The organism is Candidatus Njordibacter sp. Uisw_039, from assembly GCF_047730075.1.
Lineage (GTDB): Bacteria > Pseudomonadota > Gammaproteobacteria > Pseudomonadales > Balneatricaceae > Njordibacter.
The window spans coordinates 2,376,424-2,391,030 of record NZ_CP159831.1 but is presented as its reverse complement, the minus strand read 5'-3'; the positions used below and the strand labels follow the sequence as shown (position 1 = coordinate 2,391,030).

The window sequence follows — 14,607 nt, the reverse complement described above, 5'->3', positions numbered from 1 at the left end:
TTTCAGACATTATGAAACCATGAGATTTAATGTGTCTTGAGATGGTTTATATGGGTAACTAGTAGAGCATATAGGTCATTGCAAACGCAGCGCAGCAATCAAAGATACGGGCGCCCGCGTGGGTTTTTGACGCTGGTAGTTAAAGCAGGCCATGTTGGTTTCGCCAAGGGCAATAACTTGGTCGGTCTGGTCGTCTGTGAGTTTATATACTAAGGTGAATCGCGCTTTGCCCACCTCTCGTGCACCTAGTGTTAACGTAAGGAATTGATGTAAGTGTGCTTGCTTAAGGTACTCAATATTAGTGCCTGTCATAATGAGACCGCAGCCACCAACATCGTGCTCGCTGAGGTTATGGTGACTAAGCCATAGCACTCTAACTTCGTGAAAATAGCTCAGAATACGGTCATTACCCAGATGGTTGCCATAATTTAAATCTGCCACTCTTACTTGAAGGTTACAAGCAAATAACACAGTAAAGTTAGGGTCTATTTTAGCTTGTGGCATGGTGCTGCCTAAAATAGCGCTCCAGCACGCTTAACATCCCGCTACACAGCAGAGCTAAGTCTTGTGGGCTCATTACGTAGGGGGGCATTACGTAAACCAGTTTGCCAAATGGCCGCACCCATATGCCTTCTTCTACGAACATCTTTTGAATGATGCCCAGATCTACGGCTTGTGTGACTTCTATTACGCCAATGGCACCTAATACTCGCACATCCTCAACATAGGGTAGGGCTTTGGCTGGTTGTAATAGGATGTTAAGGCCTTTATTTAAACCATTGACCTGACTTTTCCAATCGCTGCGTTCCAGCAAGTCTAAACTAGCGTTGGCCACGGCACAGGCCAAAGGGTTGGCCATAAACGTTGGTCCATGCATAAAGCAACTGGCTTCACCACGTGAAATACTGGTGGCAATTTCGGCCGTGGTTAAGGTTGCAGCAAAGCTCATGGTGCCGCCAGTAATGGCTTTGCCTAGACACATGATATCGGGCTTAACTTGGGCATGGTCGCAGGCGAACAACGCACCACTGCGACCAAACCCTGTGGCAATTTCGTCGGCGATTAAGAGAATGTTATATTGTTTGCAGAGGTCTGCTGCACCTTTTAGCCATTCAGGGCTATAAAAACGCATACCACCCGCACCTTGCACGATAGGCTCCAAGATTAAAGCAGCAATTTCGTTTTGGTACTTGCACATTTTGTCTTCAAGTTCTGCTAAGTCGCCATCTATTAATGGGCGATCAAAGCCCATCGGTGGGGCGTCAACAAAATGATGTTGCGGTAATACGCTGGCAAATAGTGTGTGCATGCCGTTAATTGGATCACACACTGCCATAGCACCAAAGGTATCGCCATGATAACCATTGCGTATAGTGAGCATGCGGTTTTTGTTGGCTTGTGTCTTGGAGTGCCAGTATTGTAGGGCCATTTTTATGGCCACTTCCACGGCCACAGAACCTGAATCTGAAAAAAATACCTTATCTAAGCCTGCAGGTGTGAGATCCACTAATCGGTTAGCGAGGGTTACTGCAGGTTCGTGCGTAATACCACCAAACATCACATGAGACATATCAGAGATTTGCAGTTTCATAGCCTCGTTGAGATGAGGATGATTGTAGCCATGCACCGCACACCACCAAGAAGCCATGCCATCGATTAACTCTTGGCCATTGGCTAAGGTCAATCGCACACCGCTGGCGCCAACAACAGGGTAAGAGGGCGGAGGGTTATCCATGGAGGCATAAGGGTGCCATACGTACTGTTGGTCTAAGGCTATGAGTTGTTCAGGAGTCATAAGTGTTAAATGTTGTCTCTAATTAGTAACATATTAGCATAGCTAAGTAATGTTATTGGTTGATTTCAATCACTTCTATTTGATCAAAACGCACTTTCCAGCGTAGGTTGATATCGGCAATGTTACAGCCATAAATACGTTCAGGGTCCTGCTGATATGCTGGCCTAGGGTCGTGTAGTAAAACTTGCTCAATGAGTTCTGAGAGTTCTGGTCTGCTGGTTAAAGCCTGCTGGGCTTGTTCGCTATAATAAATGGGTAGTTGGAGAACTTGGTCATCACTGGCGAAGCCGCTTTTGGCATCTGCTATAGATTCTACCCAAGGTAGGTAAGGCTTAATGTCTAGGATTGGGGTCTGATCGATTAAATCTGCTCCAGACACGTGGAGGATAACGCCGTTTCTAGTATCAATGGACTCAAGTTTTACTAATGATAACCCCAGAGGATTGGGCCTAAAAGTAGACCGGGTGGCAAATATACCAAGCTTTTTATTGCCACCTAATCTTGGTGGCCGTACTTTGGGCTTCCAGCCTTGTTGCGCTGTTTGATGAAATACAAAGGTCAGCCAAATATGAGAGAACTCCTCTAGTCCAGCAACTGTATCGGCTTGGTTATAAGGTGAGTGGAGTTGTACTTGGGCTAAAGCAGCAGGCACGAGGCCAGGTTGGCGAGGGGCGGCAAATTTTTCCTTAAAGCATGAGTGAATTATACCTATTGGTGTTACTTCAAAGAGCTGTGAGTTTGTGGGTATTGGCATGATTAGATGATTTATTCGCGGTATTTTGGCTGACGCCAAGGTTTAAGCTAGATACAATAGCGTTAGTTTAATCGTCTCGTTTAGGAAAATATATGGCTCGCAAGCCCTACGTCAAAGCTAAGGCCCTGCAAGGTCGAGGACATCTTCAATCGGTTGCCACCGATGGACCCCATGTTGAATGGTTGGGAATGCCAGAATACTACATCCACACCTTAGTGATTGCTGAACAAGAGTATGCCTACTTTTCTGCAAACAAAGCCCTTGAGTTTGAGGTGGGTGCGTATGTTTGTTTCCGTGCCCGGGAATCTAAAAACGGTTTCTACATCGAAAAACGTTCATTAGGTATCGCCATCGACCCTGCAGAGTACATGCGGCAGCTTGAGTCTGGCAACGAATGAACAGTAAGGTGTTCTCACCATTACCCGTAAATGATCAGGCCTGTGGTTGGACACAGGCGCTACCCTCACGCCAGGCCAATGCCAGCTTACAAGACGAACACATAGCGGATTTTGTTATTGTTGGCGCTGGTTATACAGGTTTGTCGGCAGCTAGAAAATTTGCCCAGCTTAATCCTAATGCTAAAATCATCATTATTGACGCTCAGCGAGCTGGAGAAGGTGCGAGTGCGCGTAACTCTGGCTATCTGGTTGATTCAACCCTTAACGATGGTCATATGTCTGATACGGGTCTACAACAATACCGTGAAAAGTATGCCCTAAATAAAGCAGGTGTAGATTGTGTTAGTCGGCTAGTCAATGAATATCAAATAGATTGTGATTGGGATGCGAGTGGAAAATTTCATGCCACGGCAGTGCCCGCACATGAACCTAAGTTGCAGCGCTTTAGTGAGTTGCTGCAAGAGCTGGAACTGGAGCATCGTCTGATCTCAGGTGCTGAGTTGAAGCAGCGGCTAGGTACTGGTTATTATACCCAAGCCTTGTGGACAGCTGGCGGTATTATGTTGCAGCCCGCCAAGCTAGCTCGTGCATACATATCTCTGTTGCCAGACAATGTGACCCTCTATGAAAACAGCCCAGTTTTAACATGGCGCAAACAAGGCGCAGATTTTTTAGTTTCAACACCAATGGGACAAGTTAAAACCCCCAAATTATTGATGGCTGTTAATGGTTTTATGGCCAGTGCTGGGTTGAAGCGTAAGCGCGCGTTTCCACTCACCTTAACAGCTAGTATGACGCGGCCACTAAATGATTCTGAATATGCGTCTATAGGCAGCCCTAGTGCATGGGGCTTGCTGTCTGCGCAAGCTATGGGTGCTACCGTCCGCTTAACTCAGGATCGGCGCATTATGGTGCGTAATACTGCTGAAGTCTGGCCAGCCATGAACATGTCGGCCAGTCAGCTTAACCAACGTAAGCGCATTCACCTGCGTGGCCTCAAGCGCCGTTTTCCAGAATTAGGCACTGACCTCTTTGATAGCTGTTGGGCCGGTGTCACCTGCATTAGTGGCAATAATGGCCAAGTGTTTGACCAATTAGAGTCAAAATTGTTAGTGGCTGGTTGTTACAACGGTGGTGGCATTGGCTTGGCCACCTTATTTGGCGAACAAATGGCCTACCGAGCTAGCGGTCATATGACCGATGCGATCGCCATGATTCAAGCACGGCCAAAGCCTAACCGATTACCTCCCCAGCCTATCTTGAGGTGGGGTGTGCGATTACGTTTAATACGCGATAGCTTTATTGCTCGTAAAGAAAATTAAGCCACACTGTTAACTAAATCTATTAACCAATCTACTAATTAGCACTATTAAATAGTGTGCTTGGGCCTGTTCAAAGCGCTGGCTAACAGAGTGGGGTTTAGTGGCATGACTTTTTTGGGCTTGGACAACGCTACGATGGTTGCTATCACCTCAGCTAATGCGCTTGGACAAATATGGTTGGGTGAGATTACAGTGGCTTGACCGGTGCGCTCTAAATCGGCGGCATTGGCAAACTGATCTGTTGAAAACGGCAGTATGATTTGGTGTACACCCAAGCCTAATGCCTCCTGAACACTATTGTTACCGCCATGATGTATGATTAGATCGCACCCACGCAATAGACCGACCTGCGGCAAGCTTGGTTCAATCAACCAGCCCTGGGGTAAAGGTTCAAATACTGACACAGGGTTTGCACCAATGGCCATAGCCACCCGTACGCCAGCCTGTTGAAGTGCTTCTGATATTTTGCTCAATACGTCTGCCCGATGTGACAAGAAAGTGCCTAGGGCAACATAAACTAGTGGCCTTTCATCCACCTGATCAAGCCAGTGGCGGTATGGCTCTGCAAGTGCTTCGTCACGTATTAGTGGTCCAATAAAATGGTGATGTGCGGGCAAGTGTTCCAGGCGGCCAATAGCGTGATACGGCTTTAGGCTATTATAGAGTACCCGCTCACCGTGGACACGAAAGGCATCCTTAACGGGTTTCATAGTGGGTGCAATCACAGATAGTGCCGCATTCCAGCGGTCGGTAAACGTTGTGGTCACACGGTCTGTAATGTGTTCTTGTTGCGTTAGCAGGTCCGGATCAGGCTGCATGCACCCCGGCCAAGCCGCAGGAATGCCATAACGTTCATTACCTACGGGCAGTTGACTGGGATGGCCAGGTACAAGGGTGGTGAATGTTCTACCTGTTGCATATACGCCCAAAGTTGAACCAAAAGAAACATGGTCAACCAAAATATCATCAGGGTTTATTTGTTCACACAGCAGCGCAATTTGCCTTGCCACCTGCACTGGCTCCCAGAGTAAATCTTTTTCTCTATCTAGTGCCTGGCAGCGAATTGTTGCTAAAGCACCTTCTCGAGTGGCGCTCAAAAAGCGCTTGATGGCGGGATTTTGACTGACAATGCCACTATTGGCTCCTTGGCTTAATTGTAGCAAGGTCCATTCAAACCCCTCTGCTTTCACACGGGGTGCCATACTCGTTCCCGTGGCAAAGATAACGCGTTTGCCTGCTAGCTTAGCGGCACGGGCAACTACAGCCAAAGGGCTGTAGTGGGAAATGAAATCAGGACTAATGACCAGCAAAGTCATTGATTATCTCGCACCGTTAAATACAATGAGGTAAGTTTTTCGGCCATAGTGTCAATGGCGTAGTGCTCTTCAATCATGTTGCGTGCTTTAAGGCTTCTGCCTGGGCGTCCCACTAGCGCAAAGCCTTGATGAATGGCTTGCCCAAGGTCGTGTTCTGGATCCACAAGAATGCCAGTGTCACCGTGGTCTACATAGGTTGAGGGGCCGCCAGTGCTGGGGGCAACAACAACCAAACCTGTGGCAAGGGCTTCGATTAAGGCTAAGCCAAACTCTTCCTTCAAGGCACCATCTACATAAATGCCACCCTGCGCCCAGTAGTCTGAACACCCTTGCATAGTGGCGACCATAAGCTTAGCAATATCAGCCCGTGGGCGGCCACCCACGAGAATGAGTCCATCACGGCGATGATCTTTGATGGGTACCGCACTATCAATGGCTTCCATGACCTTCTTTTCTACGGCTGATGGGTGGTTCAAATTACCCCCAACCAAAACTAGGTTGCAGCTATTATAAAGCAGTGGGTCAGCCGCCCAAGCCTCGGCAATACGAGCCATACCTTTGATGGGGTGAAAGCGCCCAACACTGAGCAATATTGGTAAATGACGGCGGCTTGCACATATTTTGTTAGCTAGGTCGCTAATCACGCCTTTAGAATCATTATAATTTGCTTCATCAGACTCTAACGCCGCCTGCCGAATGAGTTGTATGTCGATACCTTCCGCTATGGTCACCGATTGTTGTTTATGATGGCGCAGGTCTTTGCGGATGTCTTGCAGTAAGAGCTTACACTTGGGTTGAGGAAAGAGCGCCACATGGCCCACGTTACGTCCCATCTGCTCTAGCATGCGAGCCCTGAACCAGAGGTTAGTTTGTGCATCAGCATCAACAAAGGCGCGGCGATTAAACTGCCCTCGAGCATGCAGCGCCTGCACCGTATTTTGAGGGTCTGGAGCAAAGCTAAAGCAAATAGGGATGCTCAGCGTGTTGGCAACATCTGCCGCTGCAAAAGTGGCTGCATCCAGCATGCGAAGATGGATTAGGTCAACTGCCCCAAAATTACCTAGGCACCGTTGGATGCTGCGTTTAAGAACAGGTAAGTGTTCCCATGCATTTGTGCTGTTCATGGGCCGCATGTCATCCCCAGCAGCAATTATACGGTAGGGTTGTGAGGTGTTATCTTTTGCGCTCAGGCTGCTAATGGCCTCTTCAACACTGCCAAGCCCAATAGTCAGGACTTGATCAATACCTGGTTGGCGCACAAGTGCGTCCCCTAGAGACACTAGTAAGCTGGCAACTCCACCGGTTTCTCCACAGCCACCTGAGCTAAGGGTTCTATCCACCTTGGCAAGCACCAGTTGGCATATACGCAAACCACCGCCTCGGTGAGGGAGTGGCGCGAGTTTTAGCATTCTCTGGTCATGAATGGCCAGAGCTGCATGCGCACCAATGTCGTTGTCCTGCTGTTTTAACTGCTGAAGTAAGGTGCTAAATGAGTCCGCACGGCTTCCCATAGCACTAATGGCCGCCACGCGTGCTGGCACAGACTCGTTGGTATCAGTGGCTAGACGAGTAAGCATTCCGTTAACTTTGTCGGCATGTAAGGTGCCCAACAGGTCCGTTAGTCGAGCTCGCGCTATGTCATCGTCATGAGTTAGTAAAGCCTTGCTTAGCATTTGGGTAATTAGTTCAGGCTCAAATTTAGCCCAGTGGCTCAAGGTTTGATGGGCATGCATGGTATCTATGCCACCTAGGCAAAGTTGTTGCAAAAGCAGGGTCAGGGCTGCTGCTGCCGGGCGCCTATCAGATAGTTTCCAGGTGGCCTGGCGGCGGACACTTATGTCTGCATGTGATAAACAATCAATTAGTACCTTGCTGGCGTCTTCATGCTGAACTGCAGCCACTGACTCAATAGCTAAAAAGCTACTTAGCGTGTCTTGTTGGGTCATGGCTGTGAGCTCATCTAGCAAGAGTAGCTGGTTAACCGAGGTTTTGACGAATGTGGCAAGCTTGGCAGATCGGTTGAGCATTTCTTTAAAGTCTACTAGGCTAGCAGCTTGTTGCAGCTCCTCAATGAGAAGACAACCCACCTGTAGGTCAGAAGGAGTTTGAGAAAGTGGCGTTAAACTAGTTGGTAGATAATCAATGTTGTGTTGTTGCATGGTTATTTTGCCATCTAAACGATTTAATAAGCATTCCCAACACTAAGGGCAACACCTACTACTGCAGGCATTTCATCCTAGTGCCATGGTAATTCAACTGGCATGTACAGATCACGAGTAAGCAGCTCTGAAGGTGCCTTTAGTGGCCAGAGTTTGGATCGACATTAATTTATCGTTAAAGCCACGTGGTCTACGTTGATATAACTAACTGTATTGGCTTAGGGGCCATCATAACGTTAAAATACATGGCCGAAAGTGCATTTACAGTGCATTTACAGTGCATTGACAGTGTCTTTACGATCGCTGGATTGTGCTGATTGAAAAAGGCGGCCTCAGCAACTTTATTGCCTCTAGAGATTGGTTTTGGTAACTTTAGGTAGGGTTGCTTGCGCCCATGCATGGGTGGCTGCCAATGAACTAAGTTACGGACATTATTACGATGAAAATTAGCCAGAGACTCCTCAACTACTTTGATCGTTACAAAACTAAATCAACCAAGAAAAGTCGCACGCGATTTAGAAACGATATATGTAACCATTGGGATTTAGACTACATATCGGCAGAAGAGCTTGAAGAGCGTTTACTGGATGAGAAAATTGAAACCACGGTCCCACGGAAAAAACAGGACATGTAGTAACTTCGCATCATCAGGCATCAAACTTAGGTAAAACTTCCAGTTCGATTTAATTGTCTTGGCTCTATAAATACCGTACAATATCCGCCCTGAATTAGGCATGTGTTACATGCTATTAATTTAGGCGGGGTAATGCCCATTTCCGTGATGTCGCCTACAATGGCGCGTTGCATTGATGAATAGTAAGTGATTTCAAAACTTACACGACGTAAAGGGATCTAACGCATGGTAACCATTCGTTTAGCTCGTGGGGGCTCTAAAAAGCGCCCCTTCTATCATTTAACTGTAGCTGATCAGCGCAATCCGCGTGACGGTCGCTTTATTGAGCGTGTGGGTTTTCATAACCCAGTTGCTCGTGGCCAAGAAGAAGTAACTCGGATTGACATGCAGCGCGTTGACTTTTGGATGGAGCAAGGTGCTCAGCCAAGTGAACGTGTTGCAGGACTGATAAAAGCAGCCCGCAAAGTAGCTGTATAATAGCTAACGAAGCATTTGTTTTTAACCTATTGTTGTAAGGATCGTTGAACATGGCTCAAGACCAACGCGTAAAGCTGGGTCGCATCACTACCGTATACGGTGTGAAGGGCTGGGTAAAAGTGTTTTCTAGCACTGAACCAATGAAAAACATCTTTGATTATCAACCTTGGCAAACCTGTATTGACGGCGTTTGGCAAGAATTGAAAATTACACAGGGGAAGACCCACGGCAAGGGATTAATTGCATTACTAGAAGGTTGTGAAGGCCGTGACCAAGCCCGCGAATATTGCGGATTGGATATTTCGGTAGATCGAGCCATATTACCAAACCTAGAGGATGGTGATTATTATTGGCAACAACTGACTGGGCTGAATGTTGAGACTGATGCAGGGGTAAAACTCGGCAAGGTCGACCACCTGATCGCAACGGGCTCTAATGATGTGCTAGTTGTAAAAGGCAATGAAGAAAGTATTGATCGTAACGAGCGTTTAATACCTTATTTGCCAGATCAAGTGATTACAAAGATTGACCTCCTCGGAGGTGTTATTCGGGTCGATTGGGATCCGGAGTTTTAGGTGAAAGTAGGCGTAGTAACGCTGTTCCCAGAAATGCTCAAATCATTAACAGATTTTGGTGTGGTAGGAAGAGCAACGCAGCAAGGTTTGCTGCAAGTTACGGGATATAATCCACGCGACTTTACCCAGGACAAGCACCGCACAGTGGATGACCGGCCATACGGTGGCGGGCCTGGTATGTTGATGAAGGTACAGCCTTTACGAGATGCCATCAGCCAAGCAAAAACTGAACTAGGCCAGCCTAAGGTGATTTATTTATCTCCCCAAGGGCGTAGGTTAGACCAAGCAGGTGTAGTAGAACTGGCCAAGCAGGAGAGCTTGGTATTGGTAGCAGGGCGTTACGAAGGAATCGATGAACGCTTAATTGGTACCGACATAGATGAAGAGTGGTCTCTTGGAGACTTTGTATTAAGTGGCGGTGAGCTTGCAGCCATGACCTTTATAGATGCAGTTTCACGTTTGTTACCTGGTGTATTAGGGCATGCAGAATCGGCACAAGAAGATTCGTTTGCTCAGGGCTTGTTGGATTGCCCTCATTATACCCGCCCAGAAATGGTTGCAGGTATGCCAGTGCCTAAGGTGCTGTTAAGTGGGGATCATGCCGCTATTGCCCGTTGGCGTATGCAGCAGCAGTTAGGTAGAACCTGGCAGCGGCGACCGGATTTACTAGAACAGATGACACTGACGCAGGAACAAGAGCAGTCTTTAGCAGAATTTATTCGCTTAACGGATCAATCCGAAAGGTGAAGAACAGGAGCGTGCCATGAGCAGCAAAAACTTGATTATTCAGCAAATTGAAGCTGAACAAATGAACAAAGAAATGCCAGAATTTGGCCCCGGCGATACTGTTGTGGTCCAAGTTAAGGTAACAGAAGGTACCCGTGAGCGTCTTCAGGCATACGAAGGTGTGGTAATCGGTAAACGTAACCGTGGCCTAAACTCTGCCTTCACAGTACGTAAAATCTCTCACGGTGTGGGTGTTGAGCGTACTTTCCAAACCTTTAGCCACCAGGTTGACAGTGTGTCTGTTAAGCGCCGTGGTGACGTGCGCCAAGCTAAGTTGTACTACTTGCGCGACTTGTCTGGTAAGGCAGCACGTATCAAGGAAAAACTGGCCAAGCGTTAAGCTTAAGCTAATATAAAAACCTGCATCTTGCTTTTTAGTGAGGTGCAGGTTTTTTTTGCAAGAAAAACCATAAATGAGTGTTAATAAATACAGTGGTATTATTTTAATAACTTAGCCCATGCTCAATTATGAATCACGACTTGTAGATACAAGTTTTTCGTTTAACATATTATACTGTTACCTATTGAGTGCTGCCGCACATAGATCTAGGGTTCTTGTTTATCAATGAGTAACGACATCAGGTTCATCGAAAAATACACCGATTCGCTTTGGTTAGAAAAAGGACTGAGTGACAATACCATTGTAAGTTACGCTAGAGATCTGCGTCAGCTAGATAAGTATTTGGCTCAACGCGGTTTGTCTATTGCCTTTGCAGAGTCTGGTGACTTAATGAGTTTTCTGGCTGATCGATCACAAGCTGGAGTTAAAGCTAGTTCATTGGCACGGTATTTGTCGAGCATTAAAGGCTTTTATAAATACATGGTTCGTGAGAATTATTTAGCAGCCAATCCTGCCTCTTTAATTGATGCGCCTAAGCAGGGTCGCCCGTTACCCAAATCACTCACAGAATCAGACGTTGAAGCTTTATTGGCAGCGCCCAATGTGGGCACAGGCATAGGTTTACGTGACCGAGCAATGTTAGAATTACTGTATGCCTGTGGTTTGAGGGTGAGTGAGCTTGTTAACCTTGATATGAGCCAGTTGAATTTATCTGCTGGCGTTGTCAAAGTATTCGGCAAGGGATCTAAAGAGCGCCTAGTTCCCATAGGCGAAGTGGCTCAAAACTGGCTTCAAAAATACATCAAACAAGCGCGACCACAGCTATTAAAAGTAGCTGCTAGTGGTGTGTTGTTTCCGAGTAATAGAGGCCAGCACATGACTCGGCAAACCTTTTGGCACCGCATTAAGCAACACGGTTTAACGGCTGGTATCCAAAAACCACTCTCACCCCATGTGCTGAGGCACGCTTTTGCAACCCATCTGTTGAATCACGGTGCTGACTTACGTGTGATTCAAATGCTCTTAGGCCATAGTGATTTATCCACCACACAGATATATACTCACGTGGCTACCCAGCGATTACAAAACCTACATTCACAACATCACCCTAGGGGTTGAGCTATATTATGCATTTAATGATTACCAAATTCGCTACCGCATTTACCTTTATATTCGCTTTGTTGGCGGCCCATGTGTGGGCAGGAGAATACACAGAAATAAAGTCAAGTTTGGCTAGAATTAATCCAGATTTGAAAGCCTCCAGCATCGAAGTAACGCCTATGTTTGGCATTTACAATATTTTACTAAACAATGGTGATCGTATCTATATGAGTGCCGATGGAGAGTTTTTCTTTGCTGGAACTATGTACCAAAACTCCTTTGGCGAAAACTTAGTGAACATAACAGAGCAAAGTTCTTTAAAGGATAGGCTTGTGGCTATGGGAAGTCCAGCTGCACAGCAGGCGTGGGTATTTCCTGCTCAGGGCGAGAGAAAAGCAACCATCACAATATTTACCGATATAGATTGTTTTTATTGTCAAAAATTACATGCGGAAATGCCTGCTATCAATGCCCTTGGTATTGAAGTGAAATATTTAGCGTTTCCACGCGCTGGCATAGGTTCGTCTAGTTATCAGGCGTTGGTGGACTCCTGGTGTGCCAAAAATGCCAATGAATTTTTAACTGAGGCTAAGTTGCGTTCGCACAATAAACAAGCGCCACAGGCCTCTCCAAAGCCCTGCGAAAACCCAGTGTTGGCTCACTATACTTTGGGGCAACAAATTGGCATTAATGGCACTCCGGCCATCGTGTTCGATTCTGGTGAGCTTTTGCCTGGCTATTTGCCAGCCAATGAATTAGCCAAACGCTTAGGTATTCTTTAACTAGGAATCAGGCTATGGACTCTACGTTTTTCTATGTCGCCAAATTAGCTTGGCTGTTGGTGGCGGTAGATAGTGTGCTGCTTATTTGGTTGGGCTTAGGAGTTTTGTGCCTGTATATGGGTTGGCTTAACGCTGCCCGAAGGCTATTGCTTAACTTAGCTTTAGTATGTCTGACCATTGCCTTGTTTCCGCTTGGCGAATGGTTGTTTTACCCCCTAGAGCAACAACACCTTCCTGCTTCGCTGCCCACACAAGTTGATGGCATAGTAGTGCTTGGGGGAGGTGAAGCTGTTGGCTTAAGTCATGCTTGGCAACAGGTTGCGCTGGGTGATGGCGCAGAACGTTTGACGGCTATGGTAATGCTGGCCAATGCATATCCCCAGGCACCAGTAGTATTTACTGGTGGCTCTGGCAGCATGGTTCAACAGGGTACCACAGGAGCAGAAGTTGCAAAGCAGTTTGTACAGTCTATGGGGCTGTCAAAAAGTCGCTTAACACTAGAGTCACAGTCACGTAATACAGTGGAAAATGCGGTGCTAACTAAGGCCATGATGCAACCAAAACCTGGTCAGCATTGGTTGTTGGTGACGAGTGCTTTTCACATGCCAAGATCCCTCGCAGTGTTTTGCAAAGCAGGCTGGCCAATGCAGCCCTACCCGGTGGATTATCGCGCACAAAAAGGCAATTTGTTGCGTTTTGATTGGGGCTTTGCAGAGCATTTACGTAACCTCAATAACGCCTTTAAAGAATGGCTAGGTCTAGCCGCTTATAAGCTGACAGACAAGGCCTGTTAAGCTACAATATCTCGCTTGTTTTTATACATTAATTAGATACGCGCATTTGGCGCAATGGGGTTTACCTTGAAACCGGTAAGAGTTGGTATTTGTGGATTTGGCACCGTCGGTGGCGGCACGTTTAACGTATTACAGCGTAACTGCGACGAGATTACCCGCCGCACGGGCCGCGCTATTGTGGTTGAACACATTGCCCAACGTCGCCCTAATGTCAATTGCGATACTGGCGACACAGCCATTACAGATGACATCTTTGCCGTAGCCAACAATCCTAACGTTGATGTGTTGGTGGAGCTTATTGGTGGCCATGAACCGGCCAAAGAGCTTGTGCTTACTGCCATTGGTAATGGTAAACACGTGGTTACGGCCAACAAAGCCTTGATTGCTGTGCACGGTAACGAAATTTTTGAAGCCGCTCGTAAACACAACGTTGTAGTGGCGTATGAAGCGGCTATTGCTGGTGGTATTCCTATCGTTAAGGCTTTGCGTGAAGGTTTGGCGGCCAACAGCATAAACTGGTTGGCTGGCATCATTAATGGCACAGGTAACTTCATCCTTACGGAAATGCGCGATAAAGGCCGTGCCTTTGCTGATGTACTTAAAGAAGCCCAAGAGCTAGGTTACGCAGAAGCAGACCCTACCTTTGACGTAGAAGGCATCGATGCCGCTCACAAGCTAACCATTTTGTCCTCAGTCGCTTTTGGTATTCCATTGCAGTTTGACCAGTGTTACACCGAAGGGATTAGCAAAGTGTCTGCCGAAGACGTGGCCAATGCAGAATCTTTAGGTTACCGCATTAAACACTTAGGTCTAACTCGCCGCACTGAAGCTGGTGTAGAACTGCGTGTACATCCAACCATGATTCCAGAAAAGTGTCTGATTGCTAACGTACATGGCGTAATGAACGCTGTGTTAGTTGAAGGCAATGCCGTTGGCCCCACCATGTATTACGGTGCGGGTGCAGGTGCAGAGCCAACCGCTTCTGCCATAGTGGCAGACTTAGTGGATGTTGTGCGAGATATGGCCGTGAATCAGAACGTGCGTATGCCGTCTTTGGCGTTTCAACAAGACGCCATGTCTGATAGCCCTATTTTGCCGATGGATAAGGTAGTCACTGCGTTTTACATGCGTATGATGGTCTCAGAGAAACCTGGTGTTTTAGCTCAAATTACTCAGATCCTTGGCGATGCAGGTATTAGCATCGAAGCTATTCGTCAACAAACCCATGAGTCCTTGCAGGTGCCTGTCATCATACTGACTCGCCCGGTGCAAGAAGGCCATATGAATAATGCAATTGCGGCCATAGAAGCATTGACAGATGTTCATGGTGAAGTGACTCGAATTCGTGTAGAAAACTTAGACGGCTAGGAACAA

Annotated in this window: 15 protein-coding genes; 10 read left to right on the top strand and 5 right to left on the bottom strand. The window is 47.0% G+C overall.

Translation table 11 applies throughout. The annotated features are described in order from the left end of the window. Positions 1 to 75: 75 nt before the first annotated feature. Genes ABXT70_RS11300 through tsaA form a run of 3 tightly spaced genes read right to left on the bottom strand, consistent with a single transcriptional unit; the run spans position 76 to position 2,549 of the window. Positions 76 to 504, bottom strand: a complete 429-nt coding sequence (locus tag ABXT70_RS11300) for an acyl-CoA thioesterase (RefSeq protein WP_443640597.1) — start codon at positions 502 to 504, stop codon at positions 76 to 78. Further along, on the bottom strand, positions 491 to 1,795 hold the full coding sequence (gene bioA / locus ABXT70_RS11295; RefSeq protein ID WP_443640596.1) for an adenosylmethionine--8-amino-7-oxononanoate transaminase: 1,305 nt from the start codon (positions 1,793 to 1,795) through the stop codon (positions 491 to 493). The genes ABXT70_RS11300 and bioA overlap by 14 nt, the downstream gene beginning before the upstream one ends. A 52-nt stretch (positions 1,796 to 1,847) precedes the next feature. Further along, positions 1,848 to 2,549, bottom strand: a complete 702-nt coding sequence (gene tsaA / locus ABXT70_RS11290; RefSeq protein WP_443640595.1) for a tRNA (N6-threonylcarbamoyladenosine(37)-N6)-methyltransferase TrmO — start codon at positions 2,547 to 2,549, stop codon at positions 1,848 to 1,850. Between the two features lie 92 nt (positions 2,550 to 2,641). Between tsaA and ABXT70_RS11285 the strand changes: the two genes are divergently transcribed. After that, positions 2,642 to 2,947 carry a hypothetical protein gene (locus ABXT70_RS11285; protein WP_443640594.1) on the top strand — a complete coding sequence of 102 codons (306 nt, stop codon included), beginning with the start codon at positions 2,642 to 2,644 and terminating at the stop codon, positions 2,945 to 2,947. Continuing rightward, positions 2,944 to 4,269 carry an NAD(P)/FAD-dependent oxidoreductase gene (locus tag ABXT70_RS11280; protein ID WP_443640593.1) on the top strand — a complete coding sequence of 442 codons (1,326 nt, stop codon included), beginning with the start codon at positions 2,944 to 2,946 and terminating at the stop codon, positions 4,267 to 4,269. Before ABXT70_RS11285 ends, ABXT70_RS11280 begins: the two co-directional genes overlap by 4 nt. 47 nt (positions 4,270 to 4,316) lie before the next feature. Here the strand turns inward: ABXT70_RS11280 and ABXT70_RS11275 are convergent, their stop codons facing one another. Together ABXT70_RS11275 and ABXT70_RS11270 are read right to left on the bottom strand one after the other, a co-directional pair. Then, positions 4,317 to 5,585 carry a glycosyltransferase gene (locus tag ABXT70_RS11275; RefSeq protein WP_443640592.1) on the bottom strand — a complete coding sequence of 423 codons (1,269 nt, stop codon included), beginning with the start codon at positions 5,583 to 5,585 and terminating at the stop codon, positions 4,317 to 4,319. Then, positions 5,582 to 7,744 (bottom strand): glycosyltransferase, encoded by a 2,163-nt coding sequence (locus ABXT70_RS11270; protein WP_443640591.1) that lies wholly within the window; start codon positions 7,742 to 7,744, stop codon positions 5,582 to 5,584. Before ABXT70_RS11270 ends, ABXT70_RS11275 begins: the two co-directional genes overlap by 4 nt. A gap of 859 nt (positions 7,745 to 8,603) precedes the next feature. Between ABXT70_RS11270 and rpsP the strand changes: the two genes are divergently transcribed. From rpsP to ABXT70_RS11230, 8 genes are all read left to right on the top strand, one after another. Beyond that, on the top strand, positions 8,604 to 8,855 hold the full coding sequence (rpsP, locus tag ABXT70_RS11265; RefSeq protein WP_443640590.1) for a 30S ribosomal protein S16: 252 nt from the start codon (positions 8,604 to 8,606) through the stop codon (positions 8,853 to 8,855). A gap of 50 nt (positions 8,856 to 8,905) precedes the next feature. After that, positions 8,906 to 9,430, top strand: coding sequence for a ribosome maturation factor RimM (rimM, locus tag ABXT70_RS11260; protein ID WP_443640589.1), 525 nt, complete (start codon positions 8,906 to 8,908; stop codon positions 9,428 to 9,430). Next, entirely contained in the window at positions 9,431 to 10,177 is a 747-nt protein-coding gene (gene trmD / locus ABXT70_RS11255; RefSeq protein ID WP_443640588.1) for a tRNA (guanosine(37)-N1)-methyltransferase TrmD, read from the top strand. It abuts the gene before it with no gap. A gap of 16 nt (positions 10,178 to 10,193) precedes the next feature. Continuing rightward, on the top strand, positions 10,194 to 10,556 hold the full coding sequence (gene rplS, locus ABXT70_RS11250) for a 50S ribosomal protein L19 (protein WP_443636180.1): 363 nt from the start codon (positions 10,194 to 10,196) through the stop codon (positions 10,554 to 10,556). 225 nt (positions 10,557 to 10,781) lie between these two features. Continuing rightward, positions 10,782 to 11,675 carry a site-specific tyrosine recombinase XerD gene (gene xerD / locus ABXT70_RS11245; protein WP_443640587.1) on the top strand — a complete coding sequence of 298 codons (894 nt, stop codon included), beginning with the start codon at positions 10,782 to 10,784 and terminating at the stop codon, positions 11,673 to 11,675. 8 nt (positions 11,676 to 11,683) lie between these two features. After that, positions 11,684 to 12,439 carry a thioredoxin fold domain-containing protein gene (locus ABXT70_RS11240; protein WP_443640586.1) on the top strand — a complete coding sequence of 252 codons (756 nt, stop codon included), beginning with the start codon at positions 11,684 to 11,686 and terminating at the stop codon, positions 12,437 to 12,439. 14 nt (positions 12,440 to 12,453) lie between these two features. Beyond that, positions 12,454 to 13,233, top strand: a complete 780-nt coding sequence (locus ABXT70_RS11235; RefSeq protein WP_443640585.1) for a YdcF family protein — start codon at positions 12,454 to 12,456, stop codon at positions 13,231 to 13,233. 66 nt (positions 13,234 to 13,299) lie between these two features. Then, entirely contained in the window at positions 13,300 to 14,601 is a 1,302-nt protein-coding gene (locus ABXT70_RS11230) for a homoserine dehydrogenase (RefSeq protein ID WP_443640584.1), read from the top strand. Positions 14,602 to 14,607: the final 6 nt, after the last annotated feature.

What these genes read in the sequence shown, in the direction of transcription:
- rplS (WP_443636180.1), top strand. Translation starts at nt 10,194, where the DNA reads ATGAGCAGCAAAAACTTGATTATTCAGCAAATTGAAGCTGAACAAATG.
- ABXT70_RS11235 (WP_443640585.1), top strand. Translation starts at nt 12,454, where the DNA reads ATGGACTCTACGTTTTTCTATGTCGCCAAATTAGCTTGGCTGTTGGTG.
- xerD (WP_443640587.1), top strand. Translation starts at nt 10,782, where the DNA reads ATGAGTAACGACATCAGGTTCATCGAAAAATACACCGATTCGCTTTGG.
- ABXT70_RS11300 (WP_443640597.1), bottom strand. Translation starts at nt 504, where the DNA reads ATGCCACAAGCTAAAATAGACCCTAACTTTACTGTGTTATTTGCTTGT.
- tsaA (WP_443640595.1), bottom strand. Translation starts at nt 2,549, where the DNA reads ATGCCAATACCCACAAACTCACAGCTCTTTGAAGTAACACCAATAGGT.
- rimM (WP_443640589.1), top strand. Translation starts at nt 8,906, where the DNA reads ATGGCTCAAGACCAACGCGTAAAGCTGGGTCGCATCACTACCGTATAC.
- ABXT70_RS11240 (WP_443640586.1), top strand. Translation starts at nt 11,684, where the DNA reads ATGCATTTAATGATTACCAAATTCGCTACCGCATTTACCTTTATATTC.
- ABXT70_RS11270 (WP_443640591.1), bottom strand. Translation starts at nt 7,744, where the DNA reads ATGCAACAACACAACATTGATTATCTACCAACTAGTTTAACGCCACTT.
- rpsP (WP_443640590.1), top strand. Translation starts at nt 8,604, where the DNA reads ATGGTAACCATTCGTTTAGCTCGTGGGGGCTCTAAAAAGCGCCCCTTC.
- ABXT70_RS11275 (WP_443640592.1), bottom strand. Translation starts at nt 5,585, where the DNA reads ATGACTTTGCTGGTCATTAGTCCTGATTTCATTTCCCACTACAGCCCT.
- bioA (WP_443640596.1), bottom strand. Translation starts at nt 1,795, where the DNA reads ATGACTCCTGAACAACTCATAGCCTTAGACCAACAGTACGTATGGCAC.
- ABXT70_RS11280 (WP_443640593.1), top strand. Translation starts at nt 2,944, where the DNA reads ATGAACAGTAAGGTGTTCTCACCATTACCCGTAAATGATCAGGCCTGT.
- ABXT70_RS11285 (WP_443640594.1), top strand. Translation starts at nt 2,642, where the DNA reads ATGGCTCGCAAGCCCTACGTCAAAGCTAAGGCCCTGCAAGGTCGAGGA.